The sequence below is a fragment of the Arcobacter ellisii genome (assembly GCF_003544915.1).
Classification (GTDB): Bacteria; Campylobacterota; Campylobacteria; order Campylobacterales; family Arcobacteraceae; genus Aliarcobacter; species Aliarcobacter ellisii.
This window is the reverse complement of the sequence record NZ_CP032097.1, coordinates 2656222-2671917: the sequence shown is the minus strand read 5'-3', so window position 1 is coordinate 2671917 and position 15696 is coordinate 2656222. Positions and strand designations below refer to the sequence as shown.

The window sequence follows — 15696 nt, the reverse complement described above, 5'->3', positions numbered from 1 at the left end:
TTATTTGCCTATTTATCAACTATCATAGCTTTTAATTCTGCTTCAGCTGTTAGTTTCCCATCAACATAAGCTTTTCCTACTAGAGTCATTAAAGAACTTTTCATTCTAACAACTTCTAGTTCGTAATCTAATCTATCACCTGGTCTTACAGGATTTCTAAATTTTGCTTTATCAATACTCATAAAATAGATTACTTTTTGTTTCATCTCTTCATCTGTCATATCAGAACTTTTTAGCGCTAAAACACCACCACATTGAGCCATACCTTCTAAAATAAGTACACCTGGATAAATTGGATGACCTGGGAAATGTCCTTGAAACGCAGGTTCTGAAATAGAGATGTTTTTAAAACCTTTAATAGATTTTTTTAATTCCATATCTGTAATTCTGTCCACAAGTAATAATGGGTATCTATGAGGAAGAATCTCTTGAATTTGCATAATGTCTAACATATAATATCCTGATTTTTTTATTAAGTGGCAATTATTATATCTAAAATATAATTAGTTTTGAATTATCCGAGCTACATTTTGTGAACTTCCATTTTTTAGATACTCTCTTAAAAATTTTGAATTTTCAAAAAATAATTTTTTATCTAGATTTTTATAATCATTTAAAAGATTTTCCACATTTACATCTTCTTGTAAAAATTCACTATGAAGTGGTTTTTTACCCATTTTTTCAAAGAAAATATTTGCAAGTCCAACAAAATTTAGTTTTACAAACATTTTCCCTATAAAAAAATCAAACTTTTTTGCAATATATGAAAGTGTAAATGGAGTTCCAATTAGAGCTGCTTCAAGTGTAGCTGTTCCAGAACAAATAAAAGCATATTCTGCTTCTTTTAAAGTTTCATGGGTGTTTCTTGAAATAGAAAATTCACTTATATCTCCATAAATCTTTTTTATGTAAGAGTCATCAAATTTTGCAGGAATAATCAAAATATACTCTTTATTTGGTATCTTTTTTACTAATTCTTTAAAAATTGGCATAAGATTTGTAATTTCTGTTTTTCTACTTCCTGGCATAAAAGCAATTTTATTTGTCTCTAAAAATTGTGTTTTAAACTCTCTTATTTCATCTAAAAGAGGATGTCCAACATAAGTGATTTTATTTTTATCATTATAGATTTCACTCTCAAAAGGAATAATTGAACAAAGTTTTGAACAATAAGTTTCAAGTTTTTTAACTCTTCCTTTTTTCCAAGCCCAAGCTTGAGGTAAAATATAATAAATAATCTCTTTATTTGGATAAGTAACTCTTAGTTTTTTAGCAAGTGGAAGATTAAATCCTGAACTATCCATTAGTAAAACTTTGTCACAATCTTTTGCTAATGATACTAGTTCATCACGAAGTTGGAAAAAGAATCTTAATTTTTTTAAAGCATCAACAAATCCCATGATAGCTAATGAAGTTAAATCATAAAGTGGATTTCCAAGCTCTTTATCAAAAACTCCAACAAGTTCAATATCCTCATTTAAATATTTTTTTAACTCTTTTAAATGAACATTTGATGAAGCTTCCATGGCACAAACTAATAGTTTCATATTATCTCTTCTTTTATATCTTCATAAGTTATGGCATTTATTTCTATCTCATATTTTTCATCAATGATTTCATTAAGAACAATTAATGCACTCAAATCATAAGGATTTTTTATAATAAGATTTCTAATTTCTAACTCTTTATAAAAATCAAGTGGTTTGTACATTAACTCTTTTACATCTTTATATGAAGTTCCTGCAAACAGATTAAAAGTTTGTATATCTATAATTTTTACTTCATCACGATTAAGATAATTTATACCATCTTTACTATATTCAATTCTTCCATTTGTGTTGTTTCTATTGATAGTTGAATAACACATAATATATGAAGGAACGATTTTTTTTGCAACACTTACTTTTCCACCCAAAAGTCTATAGTTTAAAAATCTCTGTTTTATAAGTTTATACTTTTCTCCTGCATCTTCTAAATCATTTCTTCTTTGATAAAGTTCAAGTCTCTCTTCTATTGATTCAGGCATTATTTGATTTGAAATTGGATTAAACATCTCATCCATAATCTTTTTTTGAATCTCTCTTTGTGCACTTAATCCAAACAGACAACCACAATAATTTTGTCTATATAAAGAGTTTTCTTTTACACGTTCTCCTTGAACAGCTCCACCATTTCCACTTCTATAATCTCTAAATATAAAATTTACACCAGTTTCTTGTGTCAATTTTTCTCCAATTTTTTCTAATTTTTCTTGAGATTTTTTTGGAGAAATTAAAAGCGAAGTTGTAAATTTATCATGTCCTAATTCTATTGCTTTTTGAACAGAAATATCTAATCTATCATCATAACAAACTGTACATCTATCACCTTTTTCAGGTAAATGTTCCATTCCTTTTACTTTTTTTAACCACTCTTCAAGGTTATAAGGTCCTTCTAAAAGTGGAATTCCTAATTTTTTACACGAGTATTCAACATCTAAATATCTAAGTCTATATTCACTATATGGATGAATATTAGGGTCATAAAAGTAACCAACTAATTTTTCATCGGGAAATTCTTCTTGTATTTTTTCTAAAAAATAGTGACTATCAACTGCACAACAAATATGTACTAACAAAAAATTCCTTTAATTATATAATTTGATATAATTATAGTAAAACTTTTCAAAACAAAGGATTAGCCATAAAAAATTTATTTATTATAATTTTTTCCATATTTATTTTTACAGGATGTTCTAGTAAAAATGAACCACAGCTTAGCTCAAATAGTGCAACAATTTTATTAAAAACACCACAAATGAAGTTTTATGACAAAGGATTTATTTTTAAGTATAAAGAGTACACTCAAGTACAAATTTTTAATGCAGGAACTGCAATTTTAGATATGAAAATTTATGAAGATAAAGTTTGTAGAAGCACTTTTAAATGTCAAGATTTAAAAACATTTAATAAAGAAAACTTAGCTTCGTCTTATCCTGATAATTTTTTAAAAGAGTTATTTGATAGAAATGAAAAGGAAGTCTCTTTTAAAGATAAAGAGAATGGAGTTTTTATAAAAATAATAAGAGATTAGAAAATCTAATCTCTTATTTAAAATTTGATAATTCCTATTTCGTTTAACATCAAAACAAAAATAGCAATTGGTGCAACTATTTTCATAGTAAATAACCAAATTTTGTAGTAAGTTTCTCCCATAAAAGGAATAAGTGCTTTTCTTGAAACTTCTTTATCTAACACATAACCAACAAATAGGGCAATTAAAATTCCACCAATAGGCATTAATATTGCTGAACTTATAAAATCAAACCAATCAAAAAGATTTTTACTACCAAATGTTAAAGCAGTTGAAAAAGATTCTGTATTTGATAATAGTGCTAAAAGTCCTAATACATAAGCAAGTAATGCCACACTATATGTTGCATTTTTTCTTGACATATTTTTTCTTTCAACTAGATACATTACAGTTGGTTCTAAGATTGAAATAGCTGAAGTAATTGCTGCAAAGGCAAGGGCAATAAAAAATAGAAGTGCTAAATAAATACCAATAGTTCCCATCTCATTAAAAATTGCAGGAAGTGTAATAAATACTAAACCAGCACCTTTTCCTGGTTCTTGTGCAGCTGTAAAAACAATAGAGAATATTATAAGACCAGCAACAATTGCAATTAAAGTATCCATAATTACAACTGTAATTGATGCTCTTACAATATCTACATTTTTATCTAAAGATGCAGCATAAGTTAAAATAGTAGCCATACCAATAGATAGAGTAAAAAATGCATGTCCTACTGCAACAATTATTGAACTTGAATGGAATTTTTCAAAGTTGGGATAAAACATAAATTCAACTGCTTTGTAAAATCCATCAAGTTGAATAGAATAAATAAGTAAAAAAGTTAAAATGAATATTAATGAAGGCATTAAAATATTATTCATTTTTTCAATCCCTTTTTTTACACCTTTTGAAATTGTATAAGCTATAAGAACACAAGCAAGTGTGTAATAAAAGATTTGAGACAAAATATCATTTTTCAAAAAAGACATAAAAAGATTTTCTGATTCTTTAAAATTTGAAGGAAGTGAACTAACTGAAACAACCATATAATTAAAAATCCAACCAATTACAACGGGATAAAAAGTTAAAATAAAAATACCAGTTAAAAAGGTAAAACCTGTATATTTCCAATATTTCTTTTGTGGTGGGGATAAAGTTTCAATAGTAGTAACTGCATTTTTATTTGTAAGACTTCCTAATAAAACTTCAGCTATAAATATTGACATTCCTATGAAAAATACAGTTGCTAGATAAACTAGAACAAAGATTCCTCCTCCATTTTCTCCTGTAATATAAGGAAATTTCCAAATATTTCCAAGTCCAACTGCACTTCCTGCAGCTGCAAGAATAAATCCAATTCTAGAAAATCTGTTTTTATGCATAAATACCTCTTTTTTTGAAACTATAATAAGTTAGATTTTATCACTAATCTTTTTAATTTCTGTAATAAAATGTGTAATTTTTATATAATTTATTGAATTTTTTGAAGGATTGGGAAAAAAGACTAATTTAAAGGTGCAAGAATTATCAATTTTTATTGATAATTAACTTTGCCTTTATACTAAAAATTTACATTCTTTTTAGTTTTGCATAACCTTTTTTGATTAATTTAATTAATGGTTTTCTATATGAACTAAATACATATTTCTTAATTTCATAAGCAAGTCTTCCTTTTACAGTTAGTAATCCATAAATATCACCTGCTGCGTATTGTCCACCAAGAGCAATTAAAATACCATCAAGTTTTGGGTCACATTTTTGTAAAGATTTTCCAGAAATTAGATTTAATACATTTTTACCTGCATTTGTTCCACTAATTCTTGCAACAGTTACATTTGGAGGCATTATTTCACCTTGAAGATTTCTAATTTCAGCGATATCTCCAATAGCAAAAATATTTTCATATTTATCTGTTTGCATAAATTCATTTACAATTAGTTGTCCTCTTCCATTTTTTGCAACATCATCAAGTTCTGAAGTGATAGTTGAAGATTCAACCCCTCCTGTGAATACAACAAATGAGTGATTGATTTTTGTTCCATTTGATAAATAACAGTAACCATCTTCAACTTTTTGAAGTTTTGTGTTTGTAATAATATTTATTCCTAAAGCTTTTAATCTTTGTTGAGAAATATTTATAAGGTCTTGTTTTAATCCAGGAAGAATAGATGCTGAACTACTTATTAGTGAAATTTTTAAATTATCACAAGAGAAATTTCCCCTTTCAAAAAATTTATTTGAATAGTAAGCCATTTCAGCTGCAATTTCAACTCCCGAAAGTCCAGCTCCAACTACAACAATATGTGTATCTGCACATTGTTTAGCTTCATCTCTGATTTTTTCAAAAAGTTGTCTTTCAAAACTTTGTTTAAATGTGATAGCTCTATGAAGTTTTTTAATATCATCTGCATTATTAAGACCAGGAATACTTGAAGGGAAAAATGTTCTTGTTCCTGCTGCCATGATTAAATAATCAAATTCTACTATTTCTTGTTCTTCTGTATAAATTTTTCTTGTATGTTGGTCGATTTTTCTTACTTTTAAGTTTTTGAATTCTAAATGGTTATGATTAAATCCTCTACATAAAGTTGTTAAATCGATTGTAACATCTGCAAAAGTTGATTTATTTGCAATTAAATCATAAACTTCAGGTTGTAAGTTATGATATGTATGTTTATCAATCAACGTAATTTTTATATTTTTATTTTTTACTAACTCTCTTAATGCATAAATTCCAGCATAACCACCACCAATAATAACAACTTTCTTCATATAAGATTCACCTTTTAACAATTTTATTTAATTTTACTGCAAAATAATCTATTTTGCATATTTTATTCCCAATAATAACATTTTAAGTATATTCTGTTTGAAATTTTACAAAAAATTTATAGCCTACATATAGCATATAATAAATTAGCATTATTCTATACTTAGCCTTTTTAGGATAATATAAAAATTGAGAAAAGTTGAAAAATTTATTTGCTAATGTTTATAAATGTTACTTTTAAATATAATCACAAAAACTTATGAATATATATTCATCAAAAAATATTAAAAAATCATCAAAAAAAATAGGAAAAATTATGAAATTTGTTGGAGCTCATGTAAGTGCTAGTGGTGGAGTTTATAATGCTCCAATTAATGCAACTCAAATTGGAGCAAAAGCTTTTGCTCTTTTTACAAAAAATCAAAGACAATGGACAGCTAAAGAGTTAGATAGTAAAACAATAGATAAATGGTTTAAAGAGTTAGAAAAATCAAAAATTCAACCAAAACATATCTTACCTCATGATAGTTATCTAATAAATTTAGGACATCCTGAAACTGATGCAAGGGCAAAATCTTTGGATAGTTTTATTCATGAATTAGAAAGATGTGAGATTTTAGGTTTAGATAGATTAAATTTTCATCCAGGTTCACACTTAAGAAAAATATCTGAAGATGAGTGTTTAAATAATATTGCAGATTCAATGAACAGAGCAATTGAAGCTACAAAAGGTGTAAAATTAGTGATTGAAAACACAGCAGGACAAGGAAGTAATCTTGGATATAAATTTGAACATTTAGCTTATATCATAGATAAAATTGAAGATAAAAGTAGGGTTGGTGTTTGTATTGATACTTGTCATATGTTTACAGCTGGTTATGATATAAGAACAAGAGAAGCTTACGATAAAACTTGGACTTTATTTGACGAAATTGTAGGTAGAAATTATTTAATGGGAATGCACATAAATGATTCAAAACCAGAACTTGGTAGTCGTGTAGATAGACATGATAGTTTAGGTGTTGGAAAAATTGGTTGGGATGCTTTTAAATTTATAATGAATGATGAAAGAATGGATGATATTCCTCTTGTTTTAGAAACAATAAACGAAGAGATTTGGGCTGATGAAATTAAAGCTTTATATGATTTAGTGGAAAAATAAATTTAGGGAATAAGAAATGTATAGGCTATTAAAAAACTAAGGTAAAAAATGAAAACAAAAGTTCCTTTTAATCCAAATGATTTTGATAGTTTTATTACAGTTAAAGAACTAACAGAAAAATTTCCACAGCTTTTAACACAAGATTATAAAAAAATAAGTCTTGCGAATGAGATAATATCTTTAAATTATGAAATAATCTCAAAGGATTATGTTGATTTCTTTTCTAGCAACATAAATGACTATTTCCATTTTGAAGTAGATGCTGTAATATAAAAGTAAATTTACTTTTATATTATATTTTTTGAGTAGTATATTGCTTCATCTAAATTGTTTAAATTTGTCAAATATTTTTCATTAAATAAAAAATTTGCTTTTTCTAATTTTCTATAAATTCTATTATTTAAACCACAAAAAATCAGTCTTTTCTTTTGATTTTTAAAATTATCAACAATAGATTTTAAAGCTACAATAGCTGTCATATCAATCATTGTTACATTTTGCATATTTAAAATTACAATATCAATATCTTCATTTGTATTTAAAAGAGTTTTCAAAGCATTTTGAGCAGCTCCAAAAAACATTGGACCATTAATATCATAGATGGAAATATTTTCTGGGATTTCAGGATGGATGTTTAAATTTTTTGTATTAACTAATTCTATAGAATATAAATCAATAGTTCTTTTTATAAATAAAATTGAGGCAAGTCCAATACCAACTGCAACAGCAATTTGCATATCAATCAAAACTGTTAAAATAAAACAAGTTAATAATACATAAACATCATTTTTTGGAGCAACTTTTATAATATTTATGAAGTGTTTAACCTCAGACATATTCCAAGCAACCATTAATAAAAGTGCTGAAAGTGAAGCCATTGGTAAATATGAAAGATATGTTGAAATAAAAGTTATTGATACTAAAATAAATAAAGAGTGAACAATAGATGATTCTTTTGAAGTTGCTCCTGATTTTATATTTACAACTGTTCTTGCAATTGCTGCAGTTGCTGGAATTCCTCCAAAAAAAGGAACTACAATATTTGTTATTCCTTGACCAATTAACTCTTTATTTGGATTTGTTTTATTTCCTGTCATTCCATCACTAATAACAGCACATAATAAAGATTCTAAAGCTCCTAATATTGCAATTGCAATTGCATGGGGAAGAAGTTTATAAATTAAATCAAGATTTATCTCTTCAGGTTTTAAAAAAGACCAAGGAAGAGAAAATTGAAGCGGAATTGGAGGAATTCCATTTCCTTCAAGTTCTCCAATTTTATAATGAAAAGTTGATGAGATAGTTGCAATATCAATATTTGGAATATAAATATTTAAAAAAGTCACAATTAGTGTTGAAAACAAAAGAGCGATTAGTGCTGCTGGAATTTTACTTTTTGTTTTTTGCCATAAAATTAGTAAAAAAAGTGTTAAAGCTCCTGTAAAAAATTCAGCAAATTCTATTGTGTGAAAAGAGTTAAAAATCAAATAGATTTTATCTAAATAGTGACCATCAAAGTTTTCAATTTTTAGACCAAAAAAATCTTTTATTTGAAAAGTTGCAATTACAACAGCAATTCCTGAAGTGAATCCAACCGTTACAGGATAAGGAATAAGCTCTATTAAAGTTCCAAGTTTTAAGACTCCAATAAAAACTAAAATTATTCCAGATAATAATCCACATAATAAAAGACCACTTATTCCAAACTCTTGAACAATTGGTATTAAAATAACTACAAAAGCTGCAGTTGGTCCTGAAATATTTATTTTACTACTTCCAAAAACAGCAGCAACTATTCCTGCAACTATTGCTGTATAAAGTCCAAGTTGAGGAGGAACTCCTGTTGCAATTGCTAAAGCCATTGATAAAGGAAGAGCAATAATTCCTACTGTTAATCCAGATAAGATATTATTTTTCATTTTTTTCTTACTTTCGATTTTCTTGTAGTATTTATCTTATATTTACTATTTTTTAGTTTATCTATCATAGAAGAAGAGATTTTATACATTTTAGAAATATTATCTTTTAAATGGGGATTTTGTTCGTTGTTTCTAGCCATTTCATAAAAACTAAGTAGTCTTAAATAATCAAAGTTTTTTAAAAAAGGATAAAAATCAATACATTTCTCTTCTTCTAAAATCCATTCACTAAGTAGGGATAAAATTATTTGTTCAGGAATCCAAAGAGCACCTTCAATTAGGTGGCTTTCAATTTGTTTTACAAGGGCATTATAATAAAAAACTAAAGCTTCATCATTTGGTAAAAGTTTGTTGTTTTTATTTTTAAATTGTTGATACGAAATAAAAGCTTTTAGTTCATACGCATTGATAATTGTTAAACTCAATTCATTGTTTAGATTTCTTATATTTTCTTCTATCTCTTTATTAAAATCTTCATATCCTAAATCTATTTTATAATCATTTTTTTTTATGTTTTCAAGAAGTTCTTCAACAACTGTTTTAATATAGATTAAAAGAGCATCAGTTTTTATATCTCTTAGAAGTTTTATTTTTATTTGTGGATTTAAGTTCATTATAATCCTAGGTTTTTAAAGTGAAATGGATTTTAAATCAATTATCCTTAATAATGAATTAAGTTCAATTAATTAATTATTGTTCATTTCTTAATTTAATAATAAATAAATTATAATCTCAAAAAAAATATGGATATAAATGAAAAATAAAATAAATGACGAATTAAACAAAGTTAAAAAAGATTTATATTTAAAAGCTGCAGCTGATTATTTTGATAAAAGTGGTTACAAAAATTTTAAGATATCACATTTGGCAAAAGAGTTAGAAACATCGGTTGGAACTATCTATAATCTTTTTAATTCTAAAGATGATTTATATTTAGAGTATTTGATTTTAAAACTACAAAATTTTTTAGAGAAATTAAAAGAGAAAGAGACCTCTAATCCAAAAGAGAATTTAGAAATTTATCTTGAAAGTAAATATGAAATTTTTATTCAGATTGATAAAAATAGAGATGAAACCTTGACAAATGACCCATATTTTTTCCATAAATTAGATATTTCAAATCATAAAATTGTTGATGAGATTTATGATTATTTAATTAGACAATTTAAAAAATTATATCCTAATGAAAATATGAATTATAAACATATAGCAACACTATTTAAAAAGTTATCAGATGGATTTATTGAGAGTTATTTAATTGAAAAATATGATACAAAAAATATAGTAAGTGATACAATAGAGCTTTTTTTCCATGGTTTGGAAAAAAAGTAACTCTAGTTTTTAGAATCTGTAGATTTTGTAGTTAGTATCTTCTACATTTTCTTTGATTTTTTTCTGCCAAAATTCAACTTTTACTTGGTCTTTTACTTGTCCAAATAATCCAGTTTTATAAGTATTTACAAGAATCTCTTGTGCTGGAAGAACATTTTTTGAAGCTGCAAAATTTAGTAATTCAATACCTTTTTCATTATCAATTTTTGTGTTAATACCTTGAAGATAAAATCTTGATAATTGATAAGCTGCAATTGGGTCAATATCACTTGATTCTTTTAATAATTCAAAAGATTTATCTAAATTTTTTGTAACACCTTCACCTTTATAGTATAAAAATGCAATAGGAAGATTTGCATAGATATTTTTATTCTCTTTTGCTTGATTTAGATATTTTAGAGCATCTTTATACTCTTTTTTATTTGCATAATAAGTTCCTAATCTAATTTGAGCAAAACTATTTTTATTTTCAATATTTTTGTAACAGCTTAATTTTGTAGCTTCATTTTCAATTTCTTGACAACTATTTGCTTCTTTTAAAATCAAAGCATACTCATCTGAATCTGAAAAAGAAAACCAATCAAAACTTGGCATTTTAAATGAACAAGCTGTAAATAAAAAAACAGCACTGATTGAAAGGATAATTTGTTTTAACATTTATTATATTCCATATATTTTATTTATAAAATTTTCAGTTCCCTCTTCATGTTGAGTATTCCAATAAGAACTTTTTTCTAAATCTGGTTCAATATATTGACCATTTGAGTAAAGAATAGCTAATTGATTTTGAGCATCTTTTACACCATTTTCAGCTGCATAAGTAAGTAATTCTAAAGCATCTTTAACTTTATCTTTTGATAGATAATAAAATGATAGTTTAAATGCTGCAACTGGGTCAACATTTTTAACATCTTCTAATAAATCAATCATTTTATCTTCATCTTTATTTACACCAAAGCCGTTGTTATATAAATCAGCAATTAGTGAATTAGCATAAAAGTTACCTTTTTCTTTTGCAACATTATATCTTTGTAATGCTTCTTGGAAATTACCTTTATATTGAGCATATAACCCAAGTCTTAATTGGGCAAAGCTATTTTTATAAGAAATTAAATCATAACAATCCATTTCAAATTGTTTATTTGGATTTCTACAATCATCTGCAATAGATAATTCATTTGGCAAAACTTTCATTGCTTCATTATGATTTGAACAACCATTTAGTAAAAAAAGTAGTAGAGAAAATTTTGCTAAATAAGTAATTTGCTTAAACATAACATTCCTTTTCATTAATTTGGATACATTTTAGCATTTTTTTATTCATTTGTAGTTAAGAGATGTTGCTGTATGATATTAAATTTAAAGGAAGTTTAAATGATTTTTATCGGATTGTTTTTAATAATAGCAATTGTTGTCATCTCTTTAAATATTCACAATCACTCAAATTTAGACAAAATTGAAGAATATCTAAATAGTACAAATTGTAAAGAGTATATCTATTCTCGTGGTTCATATAAAGCTTTATGTGAAGATAGTTTAGTTGAAATAGAGAATAGTTTTGTAGTTGATGTGAATAAAAATTTGAAAACTATAAAGTATAAAGATATTAAAAATATAGATACAAAAGAGACAAAACTTATGGTTGATGATTTTGTTTTTGAGTTTAAAGATAAAAATGATTTGAATCTCTTTTTAGAAAAATTAAAAGGGAAATTATAGGAGAAGAATGAAAGAAGTAATTAATTTTATAAAAGCAGCTGATGTCGAAAAAACAAACTTTTTTGCACAATTAAAATGCTCAGTTGAAGAGGCAAAAATTCTACAATTTATGTCAAAAGAGTATGTAAATGGTAGAGATACTTTAGGTGTAATTGATATTTTGGCTGAGTTTTATGATATAAAAAATTATAAACATTTAGAAAAATTGGATTTAATCAAATCTCTTTTAGAGTTTGGATGGTTAGTTCAAGTATCGTTTGACCAAGTAAAACTTAGTGAAGTTTCAAAACTAGAACTTATAAATTCAAGTGTATCACTTTCTAGTGCTTATTTAAAAATGTTAGAAAATGGAAGTAATGATTTTGTTCTTCCTGAAATAAAAAATTATAGTGACCACTTAGAGTATTTACAAGACCAATTTTTTAGAATTGATTTAGCTCAACAATTAAATGTAGTTAGAAAAAATTTTGATGTAAATAGCCCAAGTTCAAATAGATTAAAATCAAAATTAATTTTATTGGAAAATAGAATTAAAGAGAGAATTAAAGTTACAAGTAACTCAATTATGCTTGAAGATTTTTTCAAAGATAATGGTTTAAATGAACAAGAACAAACTCTATTTTTAGCCTTATTAAAAGAGGAATATTCAGGTGGAGATGGTAGTTTAAGAGATATGAACTCTTTGATTGAGTTAATCTCAAGTGATGATTATGAAAAAATAAAATATAGAAGTTTACTTGAAGAGAGTTCAACTTTAGTTTCAAAATCTTTGATTGATTATGATGAGGTTTTAACTCCATTTGGTGGAATAAATAGAAATTTTTATATTCCTGATGAGGTTTTATATAAAATCTCTCATCCAACTAAAAAAAGTGCAAGTGTAGGAAAAATCAAACTTGATACAGTAATAAAAGAACAAGATATGTTTGAATTAATTTCAACAAATAAATCTTTAGATGATGTAATTTTAAATGAAAAAACAAAAGAGACTTTAGATGCACTTTTAAAACAAGTTGATAAAAATGTAATCAATAGATTAAAACATTGGGGAATTAAAGATAAGAAAAAAGGAATTGAAGCAAAAATAATTTTTTATGGTGTTGCTGGAACTGGAAAAACTCTAACTGCTTTAGCTTTAGCAAAATCACTTAAAAAAGAGGTTATTAGTTTTGACTGTTCAAAAATTTTATCTATGTATATTGGTGAAAGTGAAAAAAATGTTAGAAATATTTTTGATAAATATTATGAACTTAGAACTCAAACAAAATCAGAGCCTGTATTGTTACTAAATGAAGCAGACCAATTTTTAAGCTCACGTGCACAAGGTGGAATGAGTAGTAGTGATAAAATGCATAACCAAATGCAAAATATTTTTTTAGAACAAATTGAAAGATTTGATGGAATATTAATTGCAACAACAAATTTATTAGAAAATTTAGATAAAGCATTTTCAAGAAGATTTAACTATAAAATAGAATTTGTAAAACCAAATAAAGCCCAAAGAATTGAACTTTGGAAAAAATTATTACCTTCAAATCTTCCAATTGAAAAAGATTTTAATATTGAAGAGTTGGCTAAATATGAATTAACTGGTGGGCAAATTGAATTAGTTATCAAAAATACTGCTTATAAAATTGCAATTAGTGATGAACCTCTATTTAGATTAGAAGATTTTAAAGAACAAATTACTAAAGAACAAAAAGGTCAATTTGACAGCGAAACAAAAGTTGGATTCTTCTAACTTTTGTTAAAAATATACTCTCTCTATTTTTTATTTTGATTTTATCTTTAAAAGATATAATTACATTTATTTTTTAAATAAATTCTAAGAAAACAAAATCATAAGATATTTCATCTATAAAATTTAAGTTTAGATTTAGTGTTTCTTTTTGTACCAATTTATATTGAATACTTAGAGAAACATTAAGCTTAAAGCTAATTTTTTATTAGGTTTAAATATTATCTATTACATTTTTATGACTATTTTTCTTGTGAAATTATTAATTTTTACAAAAAAACAAAACACTTTTTAGCTTTAAAAGGATAGATTAAATGACACATATGGAATTTGCCCATCCCTATTTTGGTGCATTTGTAATGTTTATTGTGACATTTGGTGCATTTGGTGCAACAGTATGGCTTTCAAGATACATTAGTAGAAAAATTGCAAGACTAGATACTGAGAAATTAAAAACAACTCTTTATGAGTGTGGACCAGAAGTTACAAAACAACCAAATAGAATTTCGGCTCAGTTTTATCTAACTGCTCTTCTATTTATTTTATTTGATGTTGAAATAATTTTTATGTTTCCATGGGCTGTTAATTTTAAGATACTTGGATGGTTTGGTTTTATTGAAATGATTTTATTTATCATTTTATTAGCAATTGGATTTTTATACGCATGGAAAAAAGGAGCGCTTGAATGGCACAGCATAAAATAAATTATTTGCAAGATAATGGTGCTGCTGTTAAATTAACTACAATTGATAAGTTAGTTAACTTTGGTAGGTCTAACTCTTTATGGCCAATGACTTATGGATTAGCCTGTTGTGCTATTGAAATGATGGCAACTGGAGCTTCAAGATATGACTTCGATAGATTTGGAACTATTTTTAGAGCAAGTCCAAGACAATCTGATGTATTAATAATCGCTGGAACTTTAACAAAAAAACATGCTGAGTTTATGAGAAGATTATATGACCAAATGCCTGATCCAAAATGGGTAATTTCAATGGGAAGTTGCGCAAACACAGGTGGAATGTTTAATACTTACGCAACTGTCCAAGGTGCTGATAGAATTATTCCTGTTGATATTTATCTTCCTGGATGTGCTCCAAGACCTGAAACTTTACAATATGCCCTTATGACACTTCAACAAAAAATCAGAAAAGAATCAATTTTTAGAGCACATAAGAAAAAGAGGTTAGTATAATGAGAAAATATACACCAAAAGATAATGTTCAAAGACAAGCTTATTTCTCAGATAGATTTTTTGTTTCTCCTCCAGTTCCAAGATATGAAATAAACGAAGATGAGATTTTTTCAAAAGATTTAGAAAAAATTTCTAAAGAAGTAGAAATTAAAGAAGCGTATATTGAACACACACATTTAGTTTTAATTATTAACAAAGATGAAAATCTAAAAACATTAACTTTTTTAAAAGAAGAGCTAAATTATGAAATGTTGATGGAATTATCAGCAGTTGATTATATAGCTTCAAAAGATGGTTATGAAGTTTTTTATGAGATGTTATCTTTAAGTAAACATAAAAGATTAAGAGTTAAATGTTTTGTGCAAAGAGATGAAGCTATTGAATCAGTTACGTCAATATATAAATCAGCAAATTGGTCTGAAAGAGAAATGTATGATATGTTAGGTGTAAAAGTAGCAAATCATCCTAACTTAAAAAGACTTATTATGCCAGATGATTGGTATGACCATCCACTTAAAAAAACTTATCCATTACAAGGTGATGAAGTTGCATCTTGGTATGAAGTTGATAAGATTTTTGGAAAAAGTGCGAGGGATATAATAGGACCTGAACAAAGAGATCCAGCTGCAATTGATAGATATGATACTACAAGATTTGCAAGACTTGGACATGAAGTTCCATTCGGGATGGATATTTCACAATTTGAACCAGAAACTCCAATTTCTTATGAAGAAGAGGGTGGAAATACTTTAGTTAAAAAATTAAAACCTGAAGAATCAGTTGTTTTAAAAAGAAGAAGGTAAGAAA

Annotated in this window: 18 protein-coding genes; 9 read left to right on the top strand and 9 right to left on the bottom strand. The window is 26.1% G+C overall.

Annotated features, from left to right (window positions below):
- Positions 1 to 8: 8 nt before the first annotated feature.
- The 3 genes from fabZ to AELL_RS13570 are packed head-to-tail and all read right to left on the bottom strand — an operon-like array spanning position 9 to position 2617.
- The gene (fabZ, locus tag AELL_RS13580) at positions 9 to 452 is read right to left on the bottom strand and encodes a 3-hydroxyacyl-ACP dehydratase FabZ (RefSeq protein WP_118918467.1); all 444 of its coding nucleotides are present in this window, start codon (positions 450 to 452) and stop codon (positions 9 to 11) included.
- A 51-nt stretch (positions 453 to 503) separates the two neighbouring features.
- Complete coding sequence (gene lpxB / locus AELL_RS13575; RefSeq protein WP_118918466.1) at positions 504 to 1547, bottom strand: lipid-A-disaccharide synthase; 1044 nt, start codon at positions 1545 to 1547, stop codon at positions 504 to 506.
- Complete coding sequence (locus AELL_RS13570; protein WP_118918465.1) at positions 1544 to 2617, bottom strand: epoxyqueuosine reductase QueH; 1074 nt, start codon at positions 2615 to 2617, stop codon at positions 1544 to 1546. The genes lpxB and AELL_RS13570 overlap by 4 nt, the downstream gene beginning before the upstream one ends.
- Positions 2618 to 2796: 179 nt before the next feature.
- On the opposite strand from AELL_RS13570, the gene AELL_RS13565 reads away from it, so the two are divergent.
- Positions 2797 to 3072, top strand: a complete 276-nt coding sequence (locus AELL_RS13565) for a hypothetical protein (RefSeq protein WP_118918464.1) — start codon at positions 2797 to 2799, stop codon at positions 3070 to 3072.
- A 17-nt stretch (positions 3073 to 3089) separates the two neighbouring features.
- Here the strand turns inward: AELL_RS13565 and AELL_RS13560 are convergent, their stop codons facing one another.
- Complete coding sequence (locus tag AELL_RS13560; protein WP_118918463.1) at positions 3090 to 4436, bottom strand: sodium-dependent transporter; 1347 nt, start codon at positions 4434 to 4436, stop codon at positions 3090 to 3092.
- A 187-nt stretch (positions 4437 to 4623) separates the two neighbouring features.
- Positions 4624 to 5826, bottom strand: coding sequence for an NAD(P)/FAD-dependent oxidoreductase (locus AELL_RS13555; RefSeq protein WP_118918462.1), 1203 nt, complete (start codon positions 5824 to 5826; stop codon positions 4624 to 4626).
- A gap of 314 nt (positions 5827 to 6140) precedes the next feature.
- On the opposite strand from AELL_RS13555, the gene nfo reads away from it, so the two are divergent.
- Together nfo and AELL_RS13545 are read left to right on the top strand one after the other, a co-directional pair.
- Positions 6141 to 6986 carry a deoxyribonuclease IV gene (gene nfo, locus AELL_RS13550; RefSeq protein WP_118918461.1) on the top strand — a complete coding sequence of 282 codons (846 nt, stop codon included), beginning with the start codon at positions 6141 to 6143 and terminating at the stop codon, positions 6984 to 6986.
- Positions 6987 to 7034: 48 nt separating this feature from the next.
- Positions 7035 to 7259, top strand: a complete 225-nt coding sequence (locus AELL_RS13545) for a hypothetical protein (protein ID WP_118918460.1) — start codon at positions 7035 to 7037, stop codon at positions 7257 to 7259.
- A 14-nt stretch (positions 7260 to 7273) separates the two neighbouring features.
- On the opposite strand, the gene dauA is transcribed toward AELL_RS13545, so the two are convergent.
- On the bottom strand, positions 7274 to 8905 hold the full coding sequence (gene dauA / locus AELL_RS13540) for a C4-dicarboxylic acid transporter DauA (protein ID WP_118918459.1): 1632 nt from the start codon (positions 8903 to 8905) through the stop codon (positions 7274 to 7276).
- Positions 8902 to 9519, bottom strand: coding sequence for a hypothetical protein (locus tag AELL_RS13535; protein ID WP_118918458.1), 618 nt, complete (start codon positions 9517 to 9519; stop codon positions 8902 to 8904). The genes dauA and AELL_RS13535 overlap by 4 nt, the downstream gene beginning before the upstream one ends.
- 139 nt (positions 9520 to 9658) lie before the next feature.
- Here AELL_RS13535 and AELL_RS13530 point away from each other — a divergent pair, with 139 nt between their 5' ends.
- Positions 9659 to 10237: a TetR/AcrR family transcriptional regulator gene (locus tag AELL_RS13530; protein ID WP_118918457.1), complete on the top strand. Its 579-nt coding sequence runs from the start codon at positions 9659 to 9661 to the stop codon at positions 10235 to 10237.
- A 9-nt stretch (positions 10238 to 10246) separates the two neighbouring features.
- On the opposite strand, the gene AELL_RS13525 is transcribed toward AELL_RS13530, so the two are convergent.
- Both AELL_RS13525 and AELL_RS13520 read right to left on the bottom strand, forming a co-directional pair.
- Positions 10247 to 10894 (bottom strand): tetratricopeptide repeat protein, encoded by a 648-nt coding sequence (locus AELL_RS13525; RefSeq protein ID WP_118918456.1) that lies wholly within the window; start codon positions 10892 to 10894, stop codon positions 10247 to 10249.
- A 3-nt stretch (positions 10895 to 10897) separates the two neighbouring features.
- On the bottom strand, positions 10898 to 11512 hold the full coding sequence (locus AELL_RS13520) for a tetratricopeptide repeat protein (protein WP_118918455.1): 615 nt from the start codon (positions 11510 to 11512) through the stop codon (positions 10898 to 10900).
- Positions 11513 to 11611: 99 nt separating this feature from the next.
- Between AELL_RS13520 and AELL_RS13515 the strand changes: the two genes are divergently transcribed.
- From AELL_RS13515 to AELL_RS13495, 5 genes are all read left to right on the top strand, one after another.
- Positions 11612 to 11956: a hypothetical protein gene (locus AELL_RS13515; RefSeq protein WP_164967209.1), complete on the top strand. Its 345-nt coding sequence runs from the start codon at positions 11612 to 11614 to the stop codon at positions 11954 to 11956.
- Positions 11957 to 11963: 7 nt separating this feature from the next.
- Complete coding sequence (locus tag AELL_RS13510) at positions 11964 to 13697, top strand: ATP-binding protein (protein ID WP_118918454.1); 1734 nt, start codon at positions 11964 to 11966, stop codon at positions 13695 to 13697.
- Between the two features lie 311 nt (positions 13698 to 14008).
- A complete protein-coding gene (locus AELL_RS13505; RefSeq protein ID WP_118918453.1) occupies positions 14009 to 14398 on the top strand; it encodes an NAD(P)H-quinone oxidoreductase subunit 3 in 390 nt (129 codons plus the stop codon).
- Positions 14380 to 14889, top strand: a complete 510-nt coding sequence (locus AELL_RS13500; protein WP_014475415.1) for a NuoB/complex I 20 kDa subunit family protein — start codon at positions 14380 to 14382, stop codon at positions 14887 to 14889. Before AELL_RS13505 ends, AELL_RS13500 begins: the two co-directional genes overlap by 19 nt.
- Complete coding sequence (locus AELL_RS13495) at positions 14889 to 15692, top strand: NADH-quinone oxidoreductase subunit C (protein WP_192941202.1); 804 nt, start codon at positions 14889 to 14891, stop codon at positions 15690 to 15692. The genes AELL_RS13500 and AELL_RS13495 overlap by 1 nt, the downstream gene beginning before the upstream one ends.
- The last annotated feature ends 4 nt before the right edge of the window (positions 15693 to 15696 follow it).